The 17640-nt window shown below is 69.1% G+C and carries 21 protein-coding genes; 2 read left to right on the top strand and 19 right to left on the bottom strand.

What is annotated here, in order from left to right:
* Positions 1 to 44: 44 nt before the first annotated feature.
* On the bottom strand, positions 45 to 935 hold the full coding sequence (locus RS883_RS16725) for a prephenate dehydratase (protein WP_315761312.1): 891 nt from the start codon (positions 933 to 935) through the stop codon (positions 45 to 47).
* Positions 936 to 1047: 112 nt separating this feature from the next.
* Between RS883_RS16725 and RS883_RS16720 the strand changes: the two genes are divergently transcribed.
* A complete protein-coding gene (locus RS883_RS16720) occupies positions 1048 to 1749 on the top strand; it encodes a cytochrome c family protein (protein WP_315761311.1) in 702 nt (233 codons plus the stop codon).
* A gap of 224 nt (positions 1750 to 1973) precedes the next feature.
* Here RS883_RS16720 and RS883_RS16715 read toward each other — a convergent pair whose 3' ends face one another.
* From RS883_RS16715 to RS883_RS16700, 4 genes are all read right to left on the bottom strand, one after another.
* Complete coding sequence (locus RS883_RS16715; protein ID WP_315761310.1) at positions 1974 to 2246, bottom strand: YdeI/OmpD-associated family protein; 273 nt, start codon at positions 2244 to 2246, stop codon at positions 1974 to 1976.
* Positions 2247 to 2278: 32 nt separating this feature from the next.
* Positions 2279 to 2809 carry a histidine phosphatase family protein gene (locus RS883_RS16710; protein ID WP_315761309.1) on the bottom strand — a complete coding sequence of 177 codons (531 nt, stop codon included), beginning with the start codon at positions 2807 to 2809 and terminating at the stop codon, positions 2279 to 2281.
* A 13-nt stretch (positions 2810 to 2822) separates the two neighbouring features.
* Positions 2823 to 5519, bottom strand: coding sequence for an ATP-dependent DNA helicase (locus RS883_RS16705; RefSeq protein WP_409977364.1), 2697 nt, complete (start codon positions 5517 to 5519; stop codon positions 2823 to 2825).
* A gap of 238 nt (positions 5520 to 5757) precedes the next feature.
* Positions 5758 to 7080, bottom strand: a complete 1323-nt coding sequence (locus tag RS883_RS16700) for a sorbosone dehydrogenase family protein (RefSeq protein ID WP_315761308.1) — start codon at positions 7078 to 7080, stop codon at positions 5758 to 5760.
* 95 nt (positions 7081 to 7175) lie between these two features.
* Between RS883_RS16700 and RS883_RS16695 the strand changes: the two genes are divergently transcribed.
* Positions 7176 to 7934, top strand: coding sequence for a hypothetical protein (locus RS883_RS16695; protein WP_315761307.1), 759 nt, complete (start codon positions 7176 to 7178; stop codon positions 7932 to 7934).
* A gap of 10 nt (positions 7935 to 7944) precedes the next feature.
* Here the strand turns inward: RS883_RS16695 and RS883_RS16690 are convergent, their stop codons facing one another.
* The 14 genes from RS883_RS16690 to RS883_RS16625 form a co-directional block, all read right to left on the bottom strand.
* Positions 7945 to 8862, bottom strand: coding sequence for a hemolysin family protein (locus tag RS883_RS16690; protein ID WP_315761306.1), 918 nt, complete (start codon positions 8860 to 8862; stop codon positions 7945 to 7947).
* 9 nt (positions 8863 to 8871) lie between these two features.
* On the bottom strand, positions 8872 to 9384 hold the full coding sequence (gene ybeY, locus RS883_RS16685; protein ID WP_315761305.1) for an rRNA maturation RNase YbeY: 513 nt from the start codon (positions 9382 to 9384) through the stop codon (positions 8872 to 8874).
* Positions 9381 to 9743, bottom strand: a complete 363-nt coding sequence (locus RS883_RS16680; RefSeq protein ID WP_315765188.1) for a type II toxin-antitoxin system VapC family toxin — start codon at positions 9741 to 9743, stop codon at positions 9381 to 9383. Before RS883_RS16680 ends, ybeY begins: the two co-directional genes overlap by 4 nt.
* Positions 9744 to 9769: 26 nt before the next feature.
* Positions 9770 to 10036: a type II toxin-antitoxin system VapB family antitoxin gene (locus tag RS883_RS16675; RefSeq protein WP_315761304.1), complete on the bottom strand. Its 267-nt coding sequence runs from the start codon at positions 10034 to 10036 to the stop codon at positions 9770 to 9772.
* A 48-nt stretch (positions 10037 to 10084) separates the two neighbouring features.
* Positions 10085 to 11080, bottom strand: coding sequence for a PhoH family protein (locus RS883_RS16670; RefSeq protein WP_315761303.1), 996 nt, complete (start codon positions 11078 to 11080; stop codon positions 10085 to 10087).
* Between the two features lie 105 nt (positions 11081 to 11185).
* Positions 11186 to 12514, bottom strand: a complete 1329-nt coding sequence (gene miaB, locus RS883_RS16665) for a tRNA (N6-isopentenyl adenosine(37)-C2)-methylthiotransferase MiaB (protein ID WP_315761302.1) — start codon at positions 12512 to 12514, stop codon at positions 11186 to 11188.
* Between the two features lie 13 nt (positions 12515 to 12527).
* Positions 12528 to 13430 (bottom strand): lysophospholipid acyltransferase family protein, encoded by a 903-nt coding sequence (locus RS883_RS16660; protein ID WP_315761301.1) that lies wholly within the window; start codon positions 13428 to 13430, stop codon positions 12528 to 12530.
* Positions 13402 to 13824 (bottom strand): Fur family transcriptional regulator, encoded by a 423-nt coding sequence (locus tag RS883_RS16655; RefSeq protein ID WP_315761300.1) that lies wholly within the window; start codon positions 13822 to 13824, stop codon positions 13402 to 13404. Before RS883_RS16655 ends, RS883_RS16660 begins: the two co-directional genes overlap by 29 nt.
* Before the next feature lie 101 nt (positions 13825 to 13925).
* Positions 13926 to 14339 (bottom strand): MucR family transcriptional regulator, encoded by a 414-nt coding sequence (locus tag RS883_RS16650; protein WP_315761298.1) that lies wholly within the window; start codon positions 14337 to 14339, stop codon positions 13926 to 13928.
* Between the two features lie 102 nt (positions 14340 to 14441).
* Complete coding sequence (locus RS883_RS16645) at positions 14442 to 14924, bottom strand: GNAT family N-acetyltransferase (protein ID WP_315761297.1); 483 nt, start codon at positions 14922 to 14924, stop codon at positions 14442 to 14444.
* On the bottom strand, positions 14921 to 15541 hold the full coding sequence (gene tsaB / locus RS883_RS16640) for a tRNA (adenosine(37)-N6)-threonylcarbamoyltransferase complex dimerization subunit type 1 TsaB (RefSeq protein ID WP_315761296.1): 621 nt from the start codon (positions 15539 to 15541) through the stop codon (positions 14921 to 14923). The genes RS883_RS16645 and tsaB overlap by 4 nt, the downstream gene beginning before the upstream one ends.
* 4 nt (positions 15542 to 15545) lie before the next feature.
* Positions 15546 to 16136, bottom strand: coding sequence for a malonic semialdehyde reductase (locus tag RS883_RS16635; protein ID WP_315761295.1), 591 nt, complete (start codon positions 16134 to 16136; stop codon positions 15546 to 15548).
* Between the two features lie 32 nt (positions 16137 to 16168).
* A complete protein-coding gene (locus RS883_RS16630; protein ID WP_315761294.1) occupies positions 16169 to 16744 on the bottom strand; it encodes a NifU family protein in 576 nt (191 codons plus the stop codon).
* 49 nt (positions 16745 to 16793) lie between these two features.
* Positions 16794 to 17591, bottom strand: coding sequence for an aspartyl/asparaginyl beta-hydroxylase domain-containing protein (locus RS883_RS16625; protein WP_315761293.1), 798 nt, complete (start codon positions 17589 to 17591; stop codon positions 16794 to 16796).
* Positions 17592 to 17640: the final 49 nt, after the last annotated feature.

Here is a 17640-nt window from a genome sequence, read left to right as displayed (position 1 = left end):
TCAAGCCTTCCCAACTGGGCCCCGGCCTTCGCCGGGGCACAAGGCTAACCTCTGTCCCGCCCCTGGGCGTAGCTTCCGAGCACGCGGACCCAGGCGGTGTGGAAGCCGAGCTCGGCCAGCGCGCGGTCGACGTTCGCGTCACCGGGGCGGCCGGTGATGTCGGCGTAGAATTCGGTCGCCGCGAAGCTAGCGCCGCGCTGATAGCTTTCCAGCTTGGTCATGTTGACGCCGTTGGTCGCGAACCCGCCCAGCGCCTTGTAGAGCGCGGCGGGCACGTTCTTCACCGCAAAGATCAGCGTCGTCATGAACGGCCCGTCGCCGAGCAGCGGGCGCGATCCGCGTGCGAGGACGACGAAGCGGGTGACGTTGTGCTCACCGTCGGCGATGTCGTCGGCAAGCACCGACAGGCCATAGAGCGGCGCGGCGCCCGCAGGGGCGAGCGCCGCCACCTTCGGATCGCCGCGCTCCGCCACCAGCGCCGCGGCGCCGGCGGTGTCGGGATAGTTGACCGGCTGGATGCCGTGCGCGCGCAGCCAGTGGCGGCACTGGCCCAGCGCCTGCGGATGGCTCACCGCCTCGACCACATCGTCGCGCGTGCCGGTGCCGAGCAGCGCGTGGCGGATGGGGAGGAAATGCTCGCCGGTGATGACCAGCCCCGATTCGGGGAGCAGAAAGTGGATGTCGGCGACGCGGCCGTGGAGCGAATTCTCGATCGGGATGATCGCGCAATCGGCCCGCCCCTCTCGCACCGCGTCGATCGCATCGGCAAAATCGAAGCAGGGAAGGGGGAGTGCATCCGGGAACGCCTGAGCCAGCGCGACATGGCTGTTGGCGCCCGGCGCGCCCTGAAACGCGACGGCGCGCTCTGGAGCGGCGGCGGCGGCGGCGGTCATGGCCTCCACCAGCGGGCGGGCGGGCGCGGCGAACTGTTGCATCGGCGCCGCGCCTAGCCGTCGGTTCGCCGCGGCGCAACCGCGGCTTGCCGCGCCCGGAAACCGTCTCTAAGGGAAGGCCGAATTTCCATCTTTTCGGGCAATCGACAGCGCAATGGACAATCGGACCAACACGATCGCGGGCTGGGTTCTGGCGGGATGCGTCTCAGCGCTGGGGCTTACCATCGCCAGCGGCATGGTGTTCCACGACGAGCGGCCCGAGAAGATGGGCTACCCGATCGAGGGCGTCGTGGAAGAGGGCGCAGGCGGCGGCGAGGCCGAGGTGCCGATCGCGACCCTGCTCGCCAGCGCCGACGCCGCGGCGGGCGCCGAGGTGTTCAAGAAGTGCGCCTCCTGCCACACGATCAACCAGGGCGGCGCGGCCGGTATCGGCCCGAACCTGTGGGGCGTGCTGGGCAAGGTCCATGGGCACCAGGCGGGATTCGCCTATTCCGACGCGCTGAAGGGCGTCCCGGGCAACTGGGACTTCGAGGCGATGAACAAGTGGCTCACCAGCCCGCGCAAGTACGCGCCGGGCACCAAGATGAGCTTCGCCGGCCTGTCGAACCCGCAGGAGCGCGCCAACGTCATCGCGTATCTGAACTCGCAGGGCTCGAACCTGCCGCTGCCGGCCGCCCCGGCGCCGGGTGCCGAGGCCGGTGCGGACGCCGCCGCCGCGGGCAACGAGACTCAGGCCGAGGCGAACGTGACCGAGGGGTCGCCGACCGCCGACATGGAAGATCGCGCGACGCCCGCATCGGGCGCGCCGTCGGTCGATCCGGCCGCGGCCGAGAAGGGCGCGGAGCTTAAGAAGTAAGGCGGGCGCCTTCCATCGAACCGTTCGTGTTGAGCTTGTCGAAGCACCCGCCGCGAACATAGCGCGTGTGACACGTCCTTCGACAAGCTTAGGACGAACGGTTGTTACAGGTGGTTTCGCCCACCTTGTCGTCATTCCGGCCTCGAGCCGGAATTTCGCTTCTTTTTTCAGCAGCGCAAGTAAGCGGGACCCCGGATCAAGTCCGGGGTGACGTAGAAATCGATCTAGCGCCGCTTACCCTCGACCAGCACGGCCTGTTGCCAGCGTCCTGGCGCCTTGTCGGTCCGGTGGATGCAGCCCGCCCAGCAGCAGGGGCGCTTCTTGCCCTCCAGTAGTTCCTCGCCCGTGCGCCGGATGCGGCGTTCGCGGGTGGTGGCTTGCTTCGCGTCCTCGACCCAGCAGATGAACTCGTTGCGGCCGAGCGGCGTCAGGGCCGACCAGCGCGACCAGAGCGCCGCATCTCCCTCGATCGCCGACCGGAGATCGGCGGGCGCCACGTGCACGGTGCCCTCGGGGAAGTCGCCGGCCATCAGTCGTCGGGACCGAGCCCCTCGGCCAAGTCGCGGGGGCGGACGAAGCGGTCGAGCGTCGCCCTGCCTGCGCCGGCATCGGCCCAGCCGCCGGGCCAGCTCAACACCGCGACTGCGGCGGTCGGGTATTTGACCTCGACTTCGCTTCGCAGCCCCTCTGCATCGGGGACGAGCGTGAGGACGAGTTCTTCCAGCCCCGGATTGTGCCCGACCATCAGCGCGGCGTCGGCGTCCGCCGGAAACTCCCGCACCAGGTCGAGGAGCGTCGCCGCGGAGGCGAGATAGATGCGCTTGTCCCATTCGGGCTCGATCGGCGTGCCATAGCCTTCGCTGACCCCGTCCAGCGTCTCGATGACGCGGACCGCGGGCGAGGCGGCGATGTGGTCGAAGGCGAGCCCCTCGCGCCGCATCCAGGTGCCGACCACCACCGCGGCACGGCGTCCGCGCGTGTTGAGCGGTCGGTCGAAATCGCGTGCGACGGCATCGTCCCAGCTCGACTTGGCGTGGCGCAGCAGCGTCAGGCTGGGCATGGGGCTCCCCGGTTCAGGCCTCGATCGCGCCCTCTTGCCCGAGTGAGAGCGGATTGGCCAGCGCCCGTGCGATCCCGCACGCTTCGTCGAGCGTCACGCGATCGACTTGCGTTCCCGGCGGAAACGCATCGAGCAGCCGCGTCGGGCAGGCGGAGGAAAGGAGGATGAACGCGCCGCGATCGTCGGCACGTCGGATCAGCCGCCCGAACGCCTGGGCGAGGCGGGCGCGGACGATACGGTCGTCATACGCCTTGCCACCCATCGCGAGTTTGCGTGCGGCGTGAAGGACCGAAGGCTTGGGCCAGGGCACACCCTCCATCACCACCAGCCGCAGCGAGCGGCCGGGCACGTCCACGCCGTCGCGCAGCGCATCGGTGCCGATCAGCGACGCGCGCGCATCGTCGCGAAAGATGTCGACCAGCGTTCCCGTATCGATCGGATCGACATGCTGGGCCAATAGTGGAAGGCCTTCTCGCGCGAGGCGGTCGGCGATGCGCGCGTGGACGCCGCGCAGCCGCCGGATCGCGGTAAAGAGGCCGAGCACGCCGCCGCCGGACGCGACGATCAGCCGCGCATAAGCGTTGGCGAGCGCCGGCACGTCGCCGCGCTTGACGTCGGTGACGAGCAGCACGCGCGCGTTCGCCGCATAGTCGAACGGGCTCGCCGCCTCGAACCGCTGCGGGCCGAGCGCCAGATGCTGCGCCCCCGACCGCGCCTCCGCGACGTCCCAGTCGCCCCCGGCGCGCAGCGTCGCGGAGGTGACGAGCACGCCATGCGCGGGCTTGAGCACCGTTTCGGCGAACGGACGGGTCGGGTCGAGCCAGCGGCGGTGGAGGCCCATGTCCCATTCGCGCCCCTCGACGCGGTCGACCGCGAGCCAGTCGACATAGTCGGGGTCGGCCGGCCCGCCGACGCGCTGAACCAGCGCGCTCCACGCCCCGACCATGTCGCGCCGCCAGCCGAGCGAGGCGATCGCCCCCTCGATCCGCGCGCGGGCGGGACCGTCGAGCCAGTCGGGGCCGTCGTCCAGCACCGCCTCCAGCCGATGCCCCAGCGCCACCATCGGCCGCACCAGCGCATCCAGCGCCGCCGCCGCCGCGCCCGCCGCCTCCACCAAAGCGGGCGACGGTTCGGCGAGTTCGGTCTCAAGCCCATAGCCGCCCTCGGCCGCGCCCTCGTCGCGGGCGTAGACGAGGCCGCGGACGGCACCGAGCAGCGCCTCGATCGCGCCGAACGGCTCGCCCTGCGCGACGCGGGCGATCCAGCCTTCGCTCGGCAGCATCCGCGCGCCCTCGATCATCTCGGCGATCGCGCGGCCACCGGCTTCGTCATAGCTGGCGACGTCGGATAGGCGCGCGGCCAGGCCCCGGCGGCGTCCGCGGCCGCCCGCTTCGGGTCCGGTGATCCAGCGCCTGAGCTCGATCGTCTCGGCGCCGGTCAGCGCCGCGCCGAACATCGAATCGGCCGCCTCGAACAGATGATGCCCCTCGTCGAACACCAGCCGCGTCGGCCGTGCCGCTGCCTCTCGCCCGCGTGCGGCGTTGACCATGACGAGCGCATGGTTGGCGATGACGAGGTCGGCCTCCGCACTCGCCCGCGCCGCGCGTTCGATGAAGCATTTCCGATAATGCGGGCAGCCGGCATAGACGCACTCGCCGCGCCGGTCGGTCAGCGCGGTCGATCCGTTGCGGCGGAACAGAGTCGGCAACCAGCCGGGCAGGTCGCCGCCGACCATGTCGCCATCGGCGGTATAGGCCGCCCAGCGCGCGACCAGCTGCGCCAGGATCGCCGCGCGGCCGGCGAACCCGCCCTGCAGCGCATCCTCCAGGTTGAGCAGGCAGACGTAGTTCTCGCGCCCCTTGCGGGTGACGATACGGCGGCGGCGCTCGGCCGCATCGGGGATGAGGCGCGCGCCCTCCGCCGACAATTGCCGTTGCAGCGCCTTGGTAAAGGTCGAGATCCACACGGGACCGCCCGCCCGCTCGGCCCAGAGCGAAGCGGGGGCGAGATAACCGAGCGTCTTGCCGATGCCGGTGCCCGCCTCCGCCAGCACGAGGTTGGGCGCTTCCCGCACCGTGCGCGGGCCGAAGGCGTGGGCGGCGGCGACGGCGAAGCGGCGCTGGCCGGTGCGCTGCTCGGCGCCGGTGCCGGTCAGCGAATGGAGCCGGCCGAGCACGACATCCTCGTCCAGCGTGATCGTCCGCGGGGCAGGGCGGGGGGCGGCCTCCTCCCACTCGGGCAGTTTCGAGAACAGCCAGCGTTCGGGCACCGCCGGCCGCGCGATACGGTCGGCGAGGAGCGGCGCCCAGGGCCAGCGCGCGCGGGCGAGCGACTGGAGCGCGTGCCATGCGCCTTCGCGTTCCGGCCAATCGCCGCCGGCGATGTCGAGAAGGCGCTGGGTTGCGGCGATCAGCAGCGGCGCGACCTCGGCATCGTCCGCCGGTGGGTCGAGGTCGACGGCGCGCGCGAGCCCCGCGGGCGTCGGTACGATGAAGCGCGCGGGGAAAAGGAAGGCGTAGAGCTCGAGCAGGTCGAGGCCGGATAGCTCCGGATGCCCCAGCCGCTGGCCGATCAGCGGGGCGTTGAGGACGAGCGCGGGGGTTTCGGCGGCGAACCTGATCGCCTCGCCGCGCCCAACCGCCCGCGCGCCGGCCATGTCGGCAATCCAGATGCCGGCATGGCTGGCGTGGAGGGCGGGGTAGGGACGCACCGGTGCGATATCGGCGATGGAGAACGGAATGGCAACGGGCGTGGGGCGTGCGGGGCACGTCCTTCGACAGGCTCAGGACGAACGGAATGGGTTGGGGAAACCGTTCGTGCTGAGCTTGTCGAAGCACGTGTCGACGAGCGAAAACGCGACGTCACCTCGGACTTGATCCGGGGTCCCGCTGCTTTCCGGCCACCAGAAGGAAGAAGCGGGATCCCGGATCAAGTCCGGGATGACGTGCTTAGCTCGCCGGGCGCACGCGCCAGATCACGTTGCCGACATCGTCCGCCACCAGCAGCGCGCCCGTGCGGTCGCCGATCACGCCGACCGGCCGGCCCTGTGCGCGGCCTTCGCCGTCGAGGAAGCCGCCGAGCACCTCGATGGGGAGCGCGCCGGTGGGGAACCCGTTGCCGGCGAACGGCACGAACAGCACCTTGTAGCCGGCGGGCGGCTCGCGGTTCCACGACCCGTGCTGGCCGATGAACGCGCCCGAGGCATAGCGCCCGCCGAGCCGCACGCCGTCGCTGAACGCAAGGCCGAGCGAGGCGGTGTGCGGCCCCAGCGCATAGTCGGGGCGGCGAGTATATTCGCGCAGGTCCAGCCGCTGCGGCTGCACGCGCTCGTCGGTGTAGCCGCCCCAGTAATTCCACGGCCAGCCATAGAAGCCGCCGAACTCGACGCGCGTCAGGTAATCGGGCGGCACGTCGGAGCCGATCATGTCGCGCTCGTTGACGACGGTCCACAGCGTCTTGTCGACGGGGTTGATCGCCATGCCGACGGGATTGCGCAGGCCCGCTGCATAGATGCGGAAGCGCTTCTGCTCGGGGAAGACCTCGAGGATGTTGGCGCGGTTCTTCTCGCGCTCGATCCCGTTGTCGGCGATGTTCGAGTCCGATCCGACCGCCACGAACAGGCTCGACCCGTTCGGATTGGGAATGATGTTGCGCGTCCAGTGACTGCCGGGCGGCAGGTCGACGATCTTCTCGGGCTTGGCGTCGATCCGCGTCTGGCCGGGGCGGAAGGGAAAGCGCACCAGCGAATCGGTGTTGGCGACGTAGAGCCACTCGCCGACCAGCGCCATGCCGAACGGCGAGTTGAGCCCGCCGACCAGCACCGTCCGCGTTTCCGCGCGCCCGTCGCCATCGGCATCGCGCAGCAGCGTGATGCGGTTGGCGGAGGGAACCGTGGCGCCGGCACGGCCCATCAGCCAGCCCTGCACCGTCTTGACGATACCGCCGCCCTCACGCTTCGGGCCGGCGGTCTCGGCCACCAGCACGTCACCATTGGGGAGCAGGTACATCCAGCGCGGATGGTCGAGGCCCGTCGCGAACGCATCCACGGCAAGACCCGCGCCGGGTACCGGCTTCGCGCCCTCCGCCCAGCCCACCGGCTCGGCGATGCCGACGGTCGGGAGGAACTGCTTGCGCGGCGCGGTGATGCGCGGGGTCTTGCCCATCACCTGCTCGATCGGCAGTCGTGCCTCGTCCGGACGGGTCAGCCACCAGAAGACGCCGGCGCCCAGGGCGATGAAGAGGCCGAGCACGATCAGGATGTGTTTGCGCATTCGGTCCAGATAGCGGCTCGTCGCACGCGCGCAAAGGCCGGGCGTGCGTGCGTGGTCGGATGGGAACCGCTTTGCCTGCCGCGGCTTGAGCGGGAATGAAGATGCTTTATCCCGCGACTGCGCTGATCGCGCTGATGCTGTCGGCCTGCAGCGGTGCGCCCGAGCAGCCCGCCGGCGACGCCTCGACCACCGCCGGCGTGACCGCGCCTTCGAACGTCGCGACCAGCGTCGGCGGCGACGTCGCTGCGGCGCCTGATGCCGCGCCGACCGCAGCCGCTGCGTCGCCGATCCCCGACGGCGCGAGGAGCTGTACCGCCGAGATCGGCGAGGCTCGAGCCAAGGCGCTCGCCGACCAGTGCCGGATGGTGTCGCCGGCCACGCGCCCGCCCTGCAACGTCGCCAACAGCTGCGCGATGATGCGCGACGAGGTCGCCCGGTCGTGCGCGCTGTTCGCCGACGATCCGCCCGCCGAATGCGGCAATCCCAGCCAGGGCGAACTCGCCGCCGACGTCGTGCGGCTCTATTACGACGCGATCAACTCGCGCGACTATCCGGTCGCCTATGCGCAATGGGGCGGGCGGGGCGAGGCGAGCGGGAAGTCCTATGCCGACTTCGCCGCGGGCTTTGCCGGCACGCGCAGTGTCACCGTGCGCGCGACCGAGCCGCAGGACGTCGAGGGCGGTGCGGGATCGCTCTATGCAACGGTGCCGGTGACCGTCGACGCGGTGCTGGCCGACGGCAAACGCCAGCGCTTCACCGGCAGCTATGTGATCCGGCGCGTCAACAACGTCGATGGCGCGAGCGCCGAGCAGAAGCGCTGGCACATCGATTCGGCGAAGCTGAAGGCGGGGTAACCGGAGGACCTTACTCCTCCGGCACCGCCTCCCGCGGCGGATGGAGGCGGAGCTTCGCGACGCGGCGCGAGTCCGCTTCGAGTATCTCGAGCTGCCATCCGCTCGGATGCGTCAGGCACGCGCCGGCCTGCGGCACATGGCCCGCCAGCACGAAGGCAAGGCCGCCGAGCGTCTCGATGTCCTCCTCAACCTCCGCCAGTCGCGGATCGACGAGGCGCGCGACCTGCTCCAGCTCCGCGCGCGCATCCGCTTCCCATGCGCCGCCGTCGATCGGAACGATCAACTCGTGGGGCGCATCGTCATGCTCGTCCTCAATCGCGCCGACGATTTCCTCGACGAGGTCCTCGATCGTGATGAGGCCCTCGGTCCCCGAATATTCGTCCAGCACGACCGCCAGGTGCGTGCGGCTGGTCTGCATCTGGAGCAGGAGATCGATCGCACCCATCGATTGGGGGACGTAGAGCGGCTGACGGATCAGCCCCTCCAGCGTCGCGGGCGGTGTCTCGCCAGAGGCGAGGATGGCGAACACGTCCTTGATGTGGACCATGCCGATCACGTCGTCGAGATTTTCGCGATAGACCAGGAGGCGGCTGTGCCCTTCGGTGGCGAAGCACTGGACGAGGTCGGCGAAGGCGGTGCGTGCCTCGACCGCGGTGATGTCCGCGCGCGGCACGCCGACGTCGCCCGCGTCGCGCTCGCCGAAGTGAAGGAGGTTGCGGATCATCTGTCGCTCGACGGGGGCAAGGTCGCCCGCGATCGGCTGTTCCGCCTCTTCCTCATGCTCGGCGATGACGTCCTCGATCCGCGTCCTCAGCGTCTCGTGACCGTCGTCACCCAGGAAAAAGGCGCGGAGACCGCGCCAGATGCCGCCGTCGCCGGCGTTGCTACTGTCGCCGGGCGCGGCGCTCGTACTTTGGCCCTCGGGCATTGGGGTTCGTCAGTCCTCGTCGATCAGATAGGGGTCGTGCAGGCCGAGTTGCGCCATCGCGGCGCGCTCGATCGATTCCATCGCCTCGGCTTCGGCATCCCCCTGATGGTCATAGCCTAGCAAATGCAGGCAGCCGTGAACAATCAGGTGCGTGGCATGTTCCGCGACGCCGATGCCGCGCTCCGCCGCCTCTCGCGCGCAGACGCCGTGGGCGAGGACGATGTCACCGAGCAGCACCTCGCCATCGTCGCTGTTCTGCGTCACGGTGTCGAGCAGGTCGGGCTGGACCATCGGAAAGGACAGGACGTTGGTCGGCTTGTCCTTGCCGCGATACTGGCGATTGAGCGTGTGAACCTCGGCGTCGTCGGTCAGCCGGACGGCAACCTCGATCGTCACCGGGGCATCGAGCCAGAAGGCCTGCGGCGTCCGCTCGATCGCGGCGCGCGCGGCGCGGTTGGCGAGCGCCTCCCAATCGACGTCAGCGGGCCAGTCGGCTTCGGCCTGGACGGCCATGTCGATCATGAAAGATCGGTCCTCGCGAAATCGTCGCCCTTGTAGAGAAGCCGGGCGCCATGAGCCTTTGCACAGCCATAGGCGAAGCAATCGCCCATGTTGAGTCCTGCCGGCGTGCCCCGGCCATACTGCGCATAGGCGTCGAGTGCGAGGCTCAGTTCGCGCTCGGCAATGGGAACCATGCGAAGATTGCAAGAAATCACGAACGCATCGATCTGCTCGCGCGCACGATCCAGATTGATCGCGAAGATGCGACGCAGCGCTACCGACGCTTCCCACAAAGCGACGGCGGACACGATCCTCTCGCGGTCGGTGTCGAGCCGTTCCGCAAGCACCTTATGGTCGCTCTCCAGCGCCAAGATGCCCACGATCGCAGAGGCGTCGACGAACCATGTCATGCGTCCGGGTCCGGCCCCTCGCCCGAAAGCCAATCGAAAAACGCCTTGTCGGCTTTTCGGCCGGTCGGCGGGGGCAATGGATTGCGCTGACGATACTCGTTGAGCCAATCCAGCGTCGAACGAGCGCCTTCCTCTTTCGGCAAAGCCTGCTCCGCCTTCCGCAGGGCATCCCGCACCGCCTCGGTTTTCGTCGTCCCGAGCCGCTTGGCGAGACGTGTTGCCAGCGCCGCAGTTTCTGGGTCCTTGATGTAGAGCGATGCCATGATCCTGTCTCCGGGATATCCCCTAATTAGTGAAGGATATCCCTTCGTTCAATCGCCGCCTTCGTAGGCCTGGACGATGCGCCCGACGATTGGGTGGCGAACGACGTCGGCGGCGGTGAAGCGGACGATGGACAGGCCCTGGATGTCGCCAAGCCGGGCGACCGCGTCGTTGAGGCCGGAGGCGACGACGCCGCCGGGCAGATCGACCTGGTTGGGGTCGCCGCACACCACCATCCGGCTGTTCTGGCCGAAGCGGGTGAGGAACATCTTCATCTGCATCGGCGTCGTATTCTGCGCCTCGTCGAGGATGACGAAGGCATCGGCGAGCGTGCGGCCGCGCATGAAGGCGATCGGCGCGATCTCGATCTCGCCGCTTGCGATGCGACGCTCGACCTGTTCGGCGGGGAGGCAGTCGTAGAGCGCGTCGTAGAGGGGGCGGAGATAGGGGTCGACCTTCTCCTTCATGTCGCCGGGCAGGAAGCCGAGCTTCTCGCCCGCCTCGACCGCGGGGCGCGAGAGGATCAGGCGCTGAACGCTGCCGGTGATGAGCTGGGCGACCGCCTGGGCGACGGCGATATAGGTCTTGCCCGTGCCCGCCGGCCCGAGCGCGAAGATGATGTCGTTGCCGACCAGCTCCTGCATGTAATGCGCCTGCGCGGCAGACCGCGGGACGATCGTCTTCTTGCGCGTCCGGATCATGATCGGTGGCGGCGCGGCGGGATCGCGGCGGATGATGCCGTCGAGGGTCGGCTCGGATGCCATCGCGATCGTCGCATCGACGAGGCCCGGATCGATCTCCTGCCCCTGGATCAGCCGCGAATGGAGGCCGTGGAGCACGTCGCGCGCGAGCGCCACCGCCTCCGCCGTCCCCTCGATCCCCACCTTGTCGCCGCGCGCGGTGATATAGACGCCGAGGCGGTTTTCGAGCGCGACCAGGTTGGTGTCATATTCGCCGAAGAGCTGGGGCAGCATTTCGGGCCGGTCGAAGCTCAGTTCGATACGCGACTTCTCCCCCGCGCGGGCGGGGACGGGCTTGCGGCTCATGCGATCCTTTCACGCTTGCAAAGCGCAGTCTGTCAGACGGCAGGAACGCCGTACAACGCGAAAATGACGCACGTGCGCGCGCGGGCGCGCGGCGTGGCCATAAAGTCACGCGGCGGCGCGCACCCGCTCGACGCCTGCCAGCGAATTCGGGTCGGCGCGAACGATCTCGACCTCGACGATCGTGCCAATGGGGGCATCGGTCATCAGGTGGACCGATTGGAGCCAGGGCGACTTGCCGAGCATCTGGCCGGGAAGCTTGCCGCGGCGCTCGATCAGCACCTCGCACGTCCGGCCGAGCGTCGCGGCGTTGAACCCGGCCTGGTCGCGGTTGAGCGCGGCCTGAAGGCGCTGGAGCCGCTCGTCCATCACCGACGCCGGCACCGCGCCGGCCATGTCGGCGGCGGGGGTGCCGGGGCGGGGGCTGTACTTGAAGCTGAACGCCTGGGCATAGCCGACCTCGCCCACCAGGCTGAGCGTATCCTCGAACTCGGCATCGGTTTCGCCGGGGAAGCCGACGATGAAGTCGCCCGACAGCGCGATGTCGGGGCGAACCGCGCGGATGCGGTCGAGAAGGCGCAGATAGGTGTCGCGCGTGTGGCTGCGGTTCATCGCCTTGAGCACGCGGTCGTTGCCCGCCTGCACCGGCAGATGGAGGAACGGCATCAGCTTCTCGACCTTGGCATGCGCGCGGATCAGACCGTCGGTCATGTCGTTGGGATGGCTGGTGGTATAGCGGATGCGCGCCAATCCCTCGATCCGGTCGAGCGCATGGATCAGCGCCTCGAGCCCGTTCTCGTCCGTGTCGCGCCAGCCGTTGACGTTCTGGCCGAGCAACGTGATCTCGCGCGCGCCCGCGTCGACCAGCGCCTTGGCCTCGTCGACGATCGCGGCCATCGGCCGGCTGACTTCGGCGCCGCGGGTATAGGGGACGACGCAATAGGTGCAGAATTTGTCGCAGCCTTCCTGCACCGTGAGGAAAGCGGAAGGGCCGATGCGGCGGCGGCGGGGAAGGGCGCCGAACTTGGACTCGAGCGGCATGTCGGTGTCGAGCGCTGGCGCGCCCGCGGCGGCGCGCGCGACCAGCGCGGGCAGGTTGTGATAGGCTTGCGGCCCCACCACCACGTCGACCTTGGCGCGGGCGACGATCTCCGCCCCCTCCGCCTGCGCGACGCAGCCGGCGACGGCGATCATCGGGCGGCGGCCATCGGCCCTGGCGTGCTTGCGGATGCGGCCGATGTCCGAATAGACCTTCTCGGTCGCCTTTTCGCGGATGTGGCAGGTGTTGAGGACGACGAGATCGGCGGCGTCGGCGTCGGCCGTCGCGGTCATGCCCTCGGCCGCCATCAGCTCGCCCATCCGCTCGCCGTCATAGACGTTCATCTGGCAGCCGAACGATTTGACGTGGAAGGTCTTGGGCTTGGAAGGCGCGTTCATGATCCGCGCGCCCTTAGCGAAGATCGCCCGTTTCCGCCAGCGGCGGGGCGCGATCCCTCGCATAGCCGACCGGCGCGACGTCGTGGCCGAACGGCCGGAGTGGATGGCCGAGCGCCGCGACCAGCGCCGCCTCGATCCGGCGGCGGCTTTCGGCGGCGATCGCCTTGCGGCCCGGATGGTCGGCGGGGAAGAAGGGCTCGAGGAAGTGGACGCGCAGGGGAAAGCTCCCCTGCCGCGCGAGGACGCGCTTGGCGTTGTTGACGCCGCCCTCCTCGCCGATCCAGCCGATCTCTTCGGCGACGGCGCCATAGTCGAGCAGCACCGGCTGAACCATCACGCCCGGAGGTGGCGGTTCCAGGACGCGCAGCATCGGCGTCTTGAACGGGAGCAGCGACTTGCCGTCGGTGGTCGTCCCTTCCGGAAAGATGGTGATCGCCCAATTGTCGGCGAGCGCGTCGCGAAGCTGGTTGATCTGTTCGGCGACGCCCAGCCGGTTCTCGCGCTTCACATAGACGGTGCGGTTGAGCCCCGCGAGCCAGCCGACGAGCGGCGAGCTGGCGAGCTCAGCCTTCGCCACGAAGGCGGTACCGCTCGCGCCGCCAAGCGCGAGGATGTCGATCCAGCTCAAATGATTGGAGACGTAGAAGACATCGCGGCGAAGCGGCGTGCCGATCTTCTCGACACGGGCGCCCACGACCCAGGCGACGCGGCCCAAGAACCAGCGCGGCCAGGGCGAGGGCAGGCGGAAGAGGCGCCAAAGATAGTGCATCGGCACATGGCTGACGACGAGTAGCAGCATCAGCGCAATGCGCGCCCAGAGCCGGATCTGCTCGGGCGTGGTCAGCCGGGTGCTAAGCCCCGCAGCGGCCTCTGCCCGCCGCGTCGCCTCACGACTTGCGGTCGAGTGCGACTCCATAAAGCTCCATGCGATGGTCGACGAGACGGAAGCCAAGCCGTTCGGCGATCTGCTTTTGCAGAAGCTCGAGTTCGGGATCGACGAACTCGATCACCTTGCCGGTCTCGACATCGATCAGGTGATCGTGGTGAGCCTCGGGCGCGGGCTCGTAGCGGGCGCGACCGTCGCCGAAGTCGTGGCGGTCGAGAATGCCGGCTTCTTCGAACAGGCGCACGGTCCGATAGACGGTGGCGATCGAGATGCCCGGATCGATGGCGGACGCGCGCGCATAGACGCGCTCGACATCGGGATGGTCCTCTGCCTCGGAAAGGACGCGGGCGATGACACGCCGCTGTTCGGTGATGCGCAGGCCCTTTTCATGGCAAAGGGCTTCGAGGTCGATCTTACGGGGCATGGCGCCGATGTAGACTTAGCGGAGCGCCGTGGGAAGGGTTCGGGGCGAGCGAACGACTCGCAAGTGCCGGCCCGGCGCGGTGCGCCGAGCCGTGCATTCGATCAGCGCTTGCGGCGCTTGGTGCCGAGGCCGATCTTCTTGGCCAGGCTGCGACGCTGCTCGGCGTAATTGGGGGCGACCATCGGATAGTCCGCCGGCAGGTTCCACTTGGCGCGGTACTGCTCGGGCGTCATCTGATAGTGCGTCATCAGGTGACGCTTGAGCATCTTGAGCTTCTTGCCGTCCTCGAGGCAGACGATGTAATCCGGCTTCACCGACGAGCGCACCGAAACCGCAGGCTCCTGCTTCACTTCGGGTTCGGCGACCGCGCCGCCCAGACCCGCCAGAGCGCCGTGCACGTTCTGGATCAGCAGCGGCAGGTCGGAAACCGCCACGCTGTTGTTGCTGACATGCGCCGCAACGATGTCGGCGGTCAGCGTGACCATCGTTTCGTGCAACTCGTTCTGATTTTCCATTTTGAATCCTTTGACCCAGATTAGGGTTGCGTCTGCTGCGCATTGCCCGGCCGCCCCTATCGTTCGACAGGGTGGCGACTTCAAGGCGAAATGGTAATCTTTTCAGCCGTTGTGCAGTTCGAGACTGAAGCTATGCGCGTCGAATACATTGCCCGTGGACCCGCGGTAATAATCGCGCCTTACGCCGACCTTACGAAATCCCTCGCGACGATAAAGATTTATGGCGCCATTGCCCGCGCGGACTTCCAGATGCAGTGAAGCGGCGCCGCGATCGCGGCAGTCGCGGATCACGCTGCGCAGCAGCGCGCCGCCGACGCCGCGCCGCTGTGCCGACGGGCGGACGGTGAGCAGCAGCAGTTCGGCCTCGTCCGCCGCCACGCGCGCGAGGGCAAAACCCGCCGGCTCCCCGTCCAGCTCGGCGAGCGTCAGCCAGACGCCGGGGAGCGAGAGGATGCCCAGGCACTGATTGGGCGTCCACGCCTCGCCATAACGAGGGTCGAACCCCTCGGCCATCATCGCGCTGACGAGGCGCAATTCCGGTGGCCCGCCGGGGCGCAGGACGGTGCCGGCGACGTCGGTGCTCAAGGCGTTCCCGGCAGCTTGGCGTCGGGCGCGCGGCCATAGATCGGCGTCGCGGCGAGCGCGCGATCGGCGGGCGCGAGCAGCCATGCATCGGCGGCGGCGGGGTGGCGTGCCTCAAGGTCACGATTTTCGGCGGTCAGGTGGCGGATGCCGTCGCCGACGATCGCGAGGTCGGCAGGGAGTAGCGCGAGCGCCGCGGCGGGCGTCAGCGACGCGAAAGGGGCACGCGGGCCGGACGAGCGATCGAATGCCTGCACGAAGACTTCACCGTGCCCCCCTTCCATCACGACCGCAAGCGCGGACCGGTCGGGTCGGTCGGCAAAGGCGCGGGCAGCGACGAGCGGCAGCGCACTGAACCCCGACGTCGGCACGCCCCAGCCCAGGCCAAGGCCGCGCGCGGCGGCGATGCCGACGCGGATGCCGGTAAAGCTGCCCGGTCCGCAATCGACCAGGATCGCGTCGGCGCGGCCGCCGCCGGGCAACTCGGCGATCATCGGCAGCAACCGCTCGGCATGGCCGCGCCCGACGATCTCGTGACACGCCGCCAGCACCGCGCCGTCGTCGCCGATCAGCGCGACCGAGCAGGCGGCGGTGGCGGTTTCGATGACGAGCGTGGTCAAACCGTCAGGCGATCCGGTTGAATTTCTCGAACTCGGGCCGCGGGCTGCGGTCGAAGATCGTCGAGCGGTCCCCCTTGCCGAGCGTCGAGATGAAGTTGACGCGAACGCGCGGTTCGTCGGCGAAGAAGGCGGCGTTCACCTTGTCGGCGTCGAAGCCCGACATTGGCCCCGTGTCCCAGCCGAGCGCGCGGGCGGCGATGATGAAATAGGCGCCCTGAAGCGTCGAGTTGCGCATCGCGCTTTCCTCGCGCAGCGCCGCGTTGCCGTTAAACCAGCTCCGCGCGTCGGCGTGCGGGAACAGCCAGGGAAGCTGCTCGTGGAATTCGAGATCCATGCCGATCACGACGGCGGCGGGCGCCTTGCGGATCTTGTCGGCATTGCCGGGCGCGCAGTCGGCAAGCTTGTCGCGGCCGGCCTGATCGAGCAGCCAGACGAACCGTGCGGGCTGCTGATTGGCGGAGGTCGGTCCCATCTTGATAAGATCGTAGATCGCCCGAACGTCCGCCTCGGTCACGGGCGTGTCGTCATACCCGTTATAGGTGCGCGCCTCGCGAAAGATCGTGTCGAGCGCGTCGGCGCCGAGCGGCTGGCCCATCCGTCATTCCCCTTAAATTGATGTAAGGCGCGTCAGACCGCGCGGACCTCGGTCACTTCGGGCACATAGTAGCGGAGGAGCTGCTCAATGCCCTGCTTGAGCGTCGCGGTCGAAGACGGGCAGCCCGAACAGGCGCCCTGCATCTGGAGATAGACCTTGCCCTTCTCGAACCCGCGATAGACGATGTCGCCGCCGTCGTTGGCGACCGCGGGGCGGACGCGCGTGTCGATGAGCTCGCGGATCTGCGCGACGATGTCGGCGTCCTCCGGATCCTCGGCGAAGGCGGCGCTTTCCGGCGGGACGGAGATCTCGCCGGCGCTGCCCGGGCGGAACAGCGGCATGTCGCCGGCGAAGTGGTCGAGCAGGATGCCGAGCACGTCGGGCTTCAGCATCGCCCAGTCGACGCCGGGCGCGGCGGTCACGCTGACGAAGTCGCGGCCGAAGAACACGCCGGTCACGTCACCCAGGTCGAACAGCGCCTGCGCGAGCGGCGAGGCCTCCGCCTCTTCAGGGCTGACGAAGTCGCGGGTGCCGCTCGCCATCACGTTCCGGCCGGGCAGGAACTTGAGGGTCGCGGGGTTGGGTGTCGCTTCGGTCTCGATCAGCATGGCCGCCATGTGGCCGCGCCGGGCCCCGCGATCAAGGGATCAGCCAAGGTCACCGGTCGAGCGAGGACATCGCCCGGTTCCAGGCATGGATGTTGGCGCGCGCTTCCTGGACGAAGGGCGAGCGGCGCACGAAGCCGAGGAACAGGTCGGCGATCCACCTGCCCGGCTGGGCGAGCGGCCGCTCGAACTGGATCAGGAGGACGACCCGGGTGCCGGCGCTGTCGTTCCAGACCTCATGGTCATAGGTGTCGTCGAAGACGAGCGTCTCGCCCTCTGCCCAGCGCACGAAGCGGTCGCCGACGCGCATGCGGACGTCGCCGTCCTGCGGCACGATCAGGCCGAGGTGACAGGTGACGAGTCCCTTGGTGACGCCGCGATGCGCCGGGATGTGCGTGCCAGGCGCGAGGATCGAGAAAAAGGCGCTGTTGAGCCCGGGAACGCGCGCGACGAGCGCCGCGGTCCGCGGGCAGCGCGCCAGGTTCTCCGGAATGGGGTAGCCATAGCCGTGAAGGAAGAAGGATTGCCACATCTCTGGCGCGGCGATCGTGCGATGGTCGGGCGAGATGTCGGACAGGCTGGGCGCGGCACCCTGATCCATTGCCACCGCGCGCGCTTCATCGCGGATCGCCTGCCACTCGGCGCGCAGGCCCTCGGTCCAGGCGAAGTCGCGCATGTCGAGCACGGGATCGTTGGGCACGAGCGACGAAGCGGCGATCAGCCGGTCAAACAGCCCGCGCAATGCCTTGCCGACGCGGATGATGAGCGGGCGGCGCGGTGCGGCCGAGGCGCTCGGCGCGGGAAGACGCGCGATCGGGCGGGCGGGAAGGGGAAGGGCCTGGATACGCAAGAAGACCGGACTGCTCTGGTCCGCGAAACGCGGCGGACGACGCTGGGCT

It is taken from the genome of Sphingomonas sp. Y38-1Y, assembly GCF_032391395.1.
Lineage (GTDB): Bacteria > Pseudomonadota > Alphaproteobacteria > Sphingomonadales > Sphingomonadaceae > Sphingomonas.
Note: the sequence above shows the minus strand (reverse complement) of the source record. Positions and strands in the feature narration are given on the sequence as shown.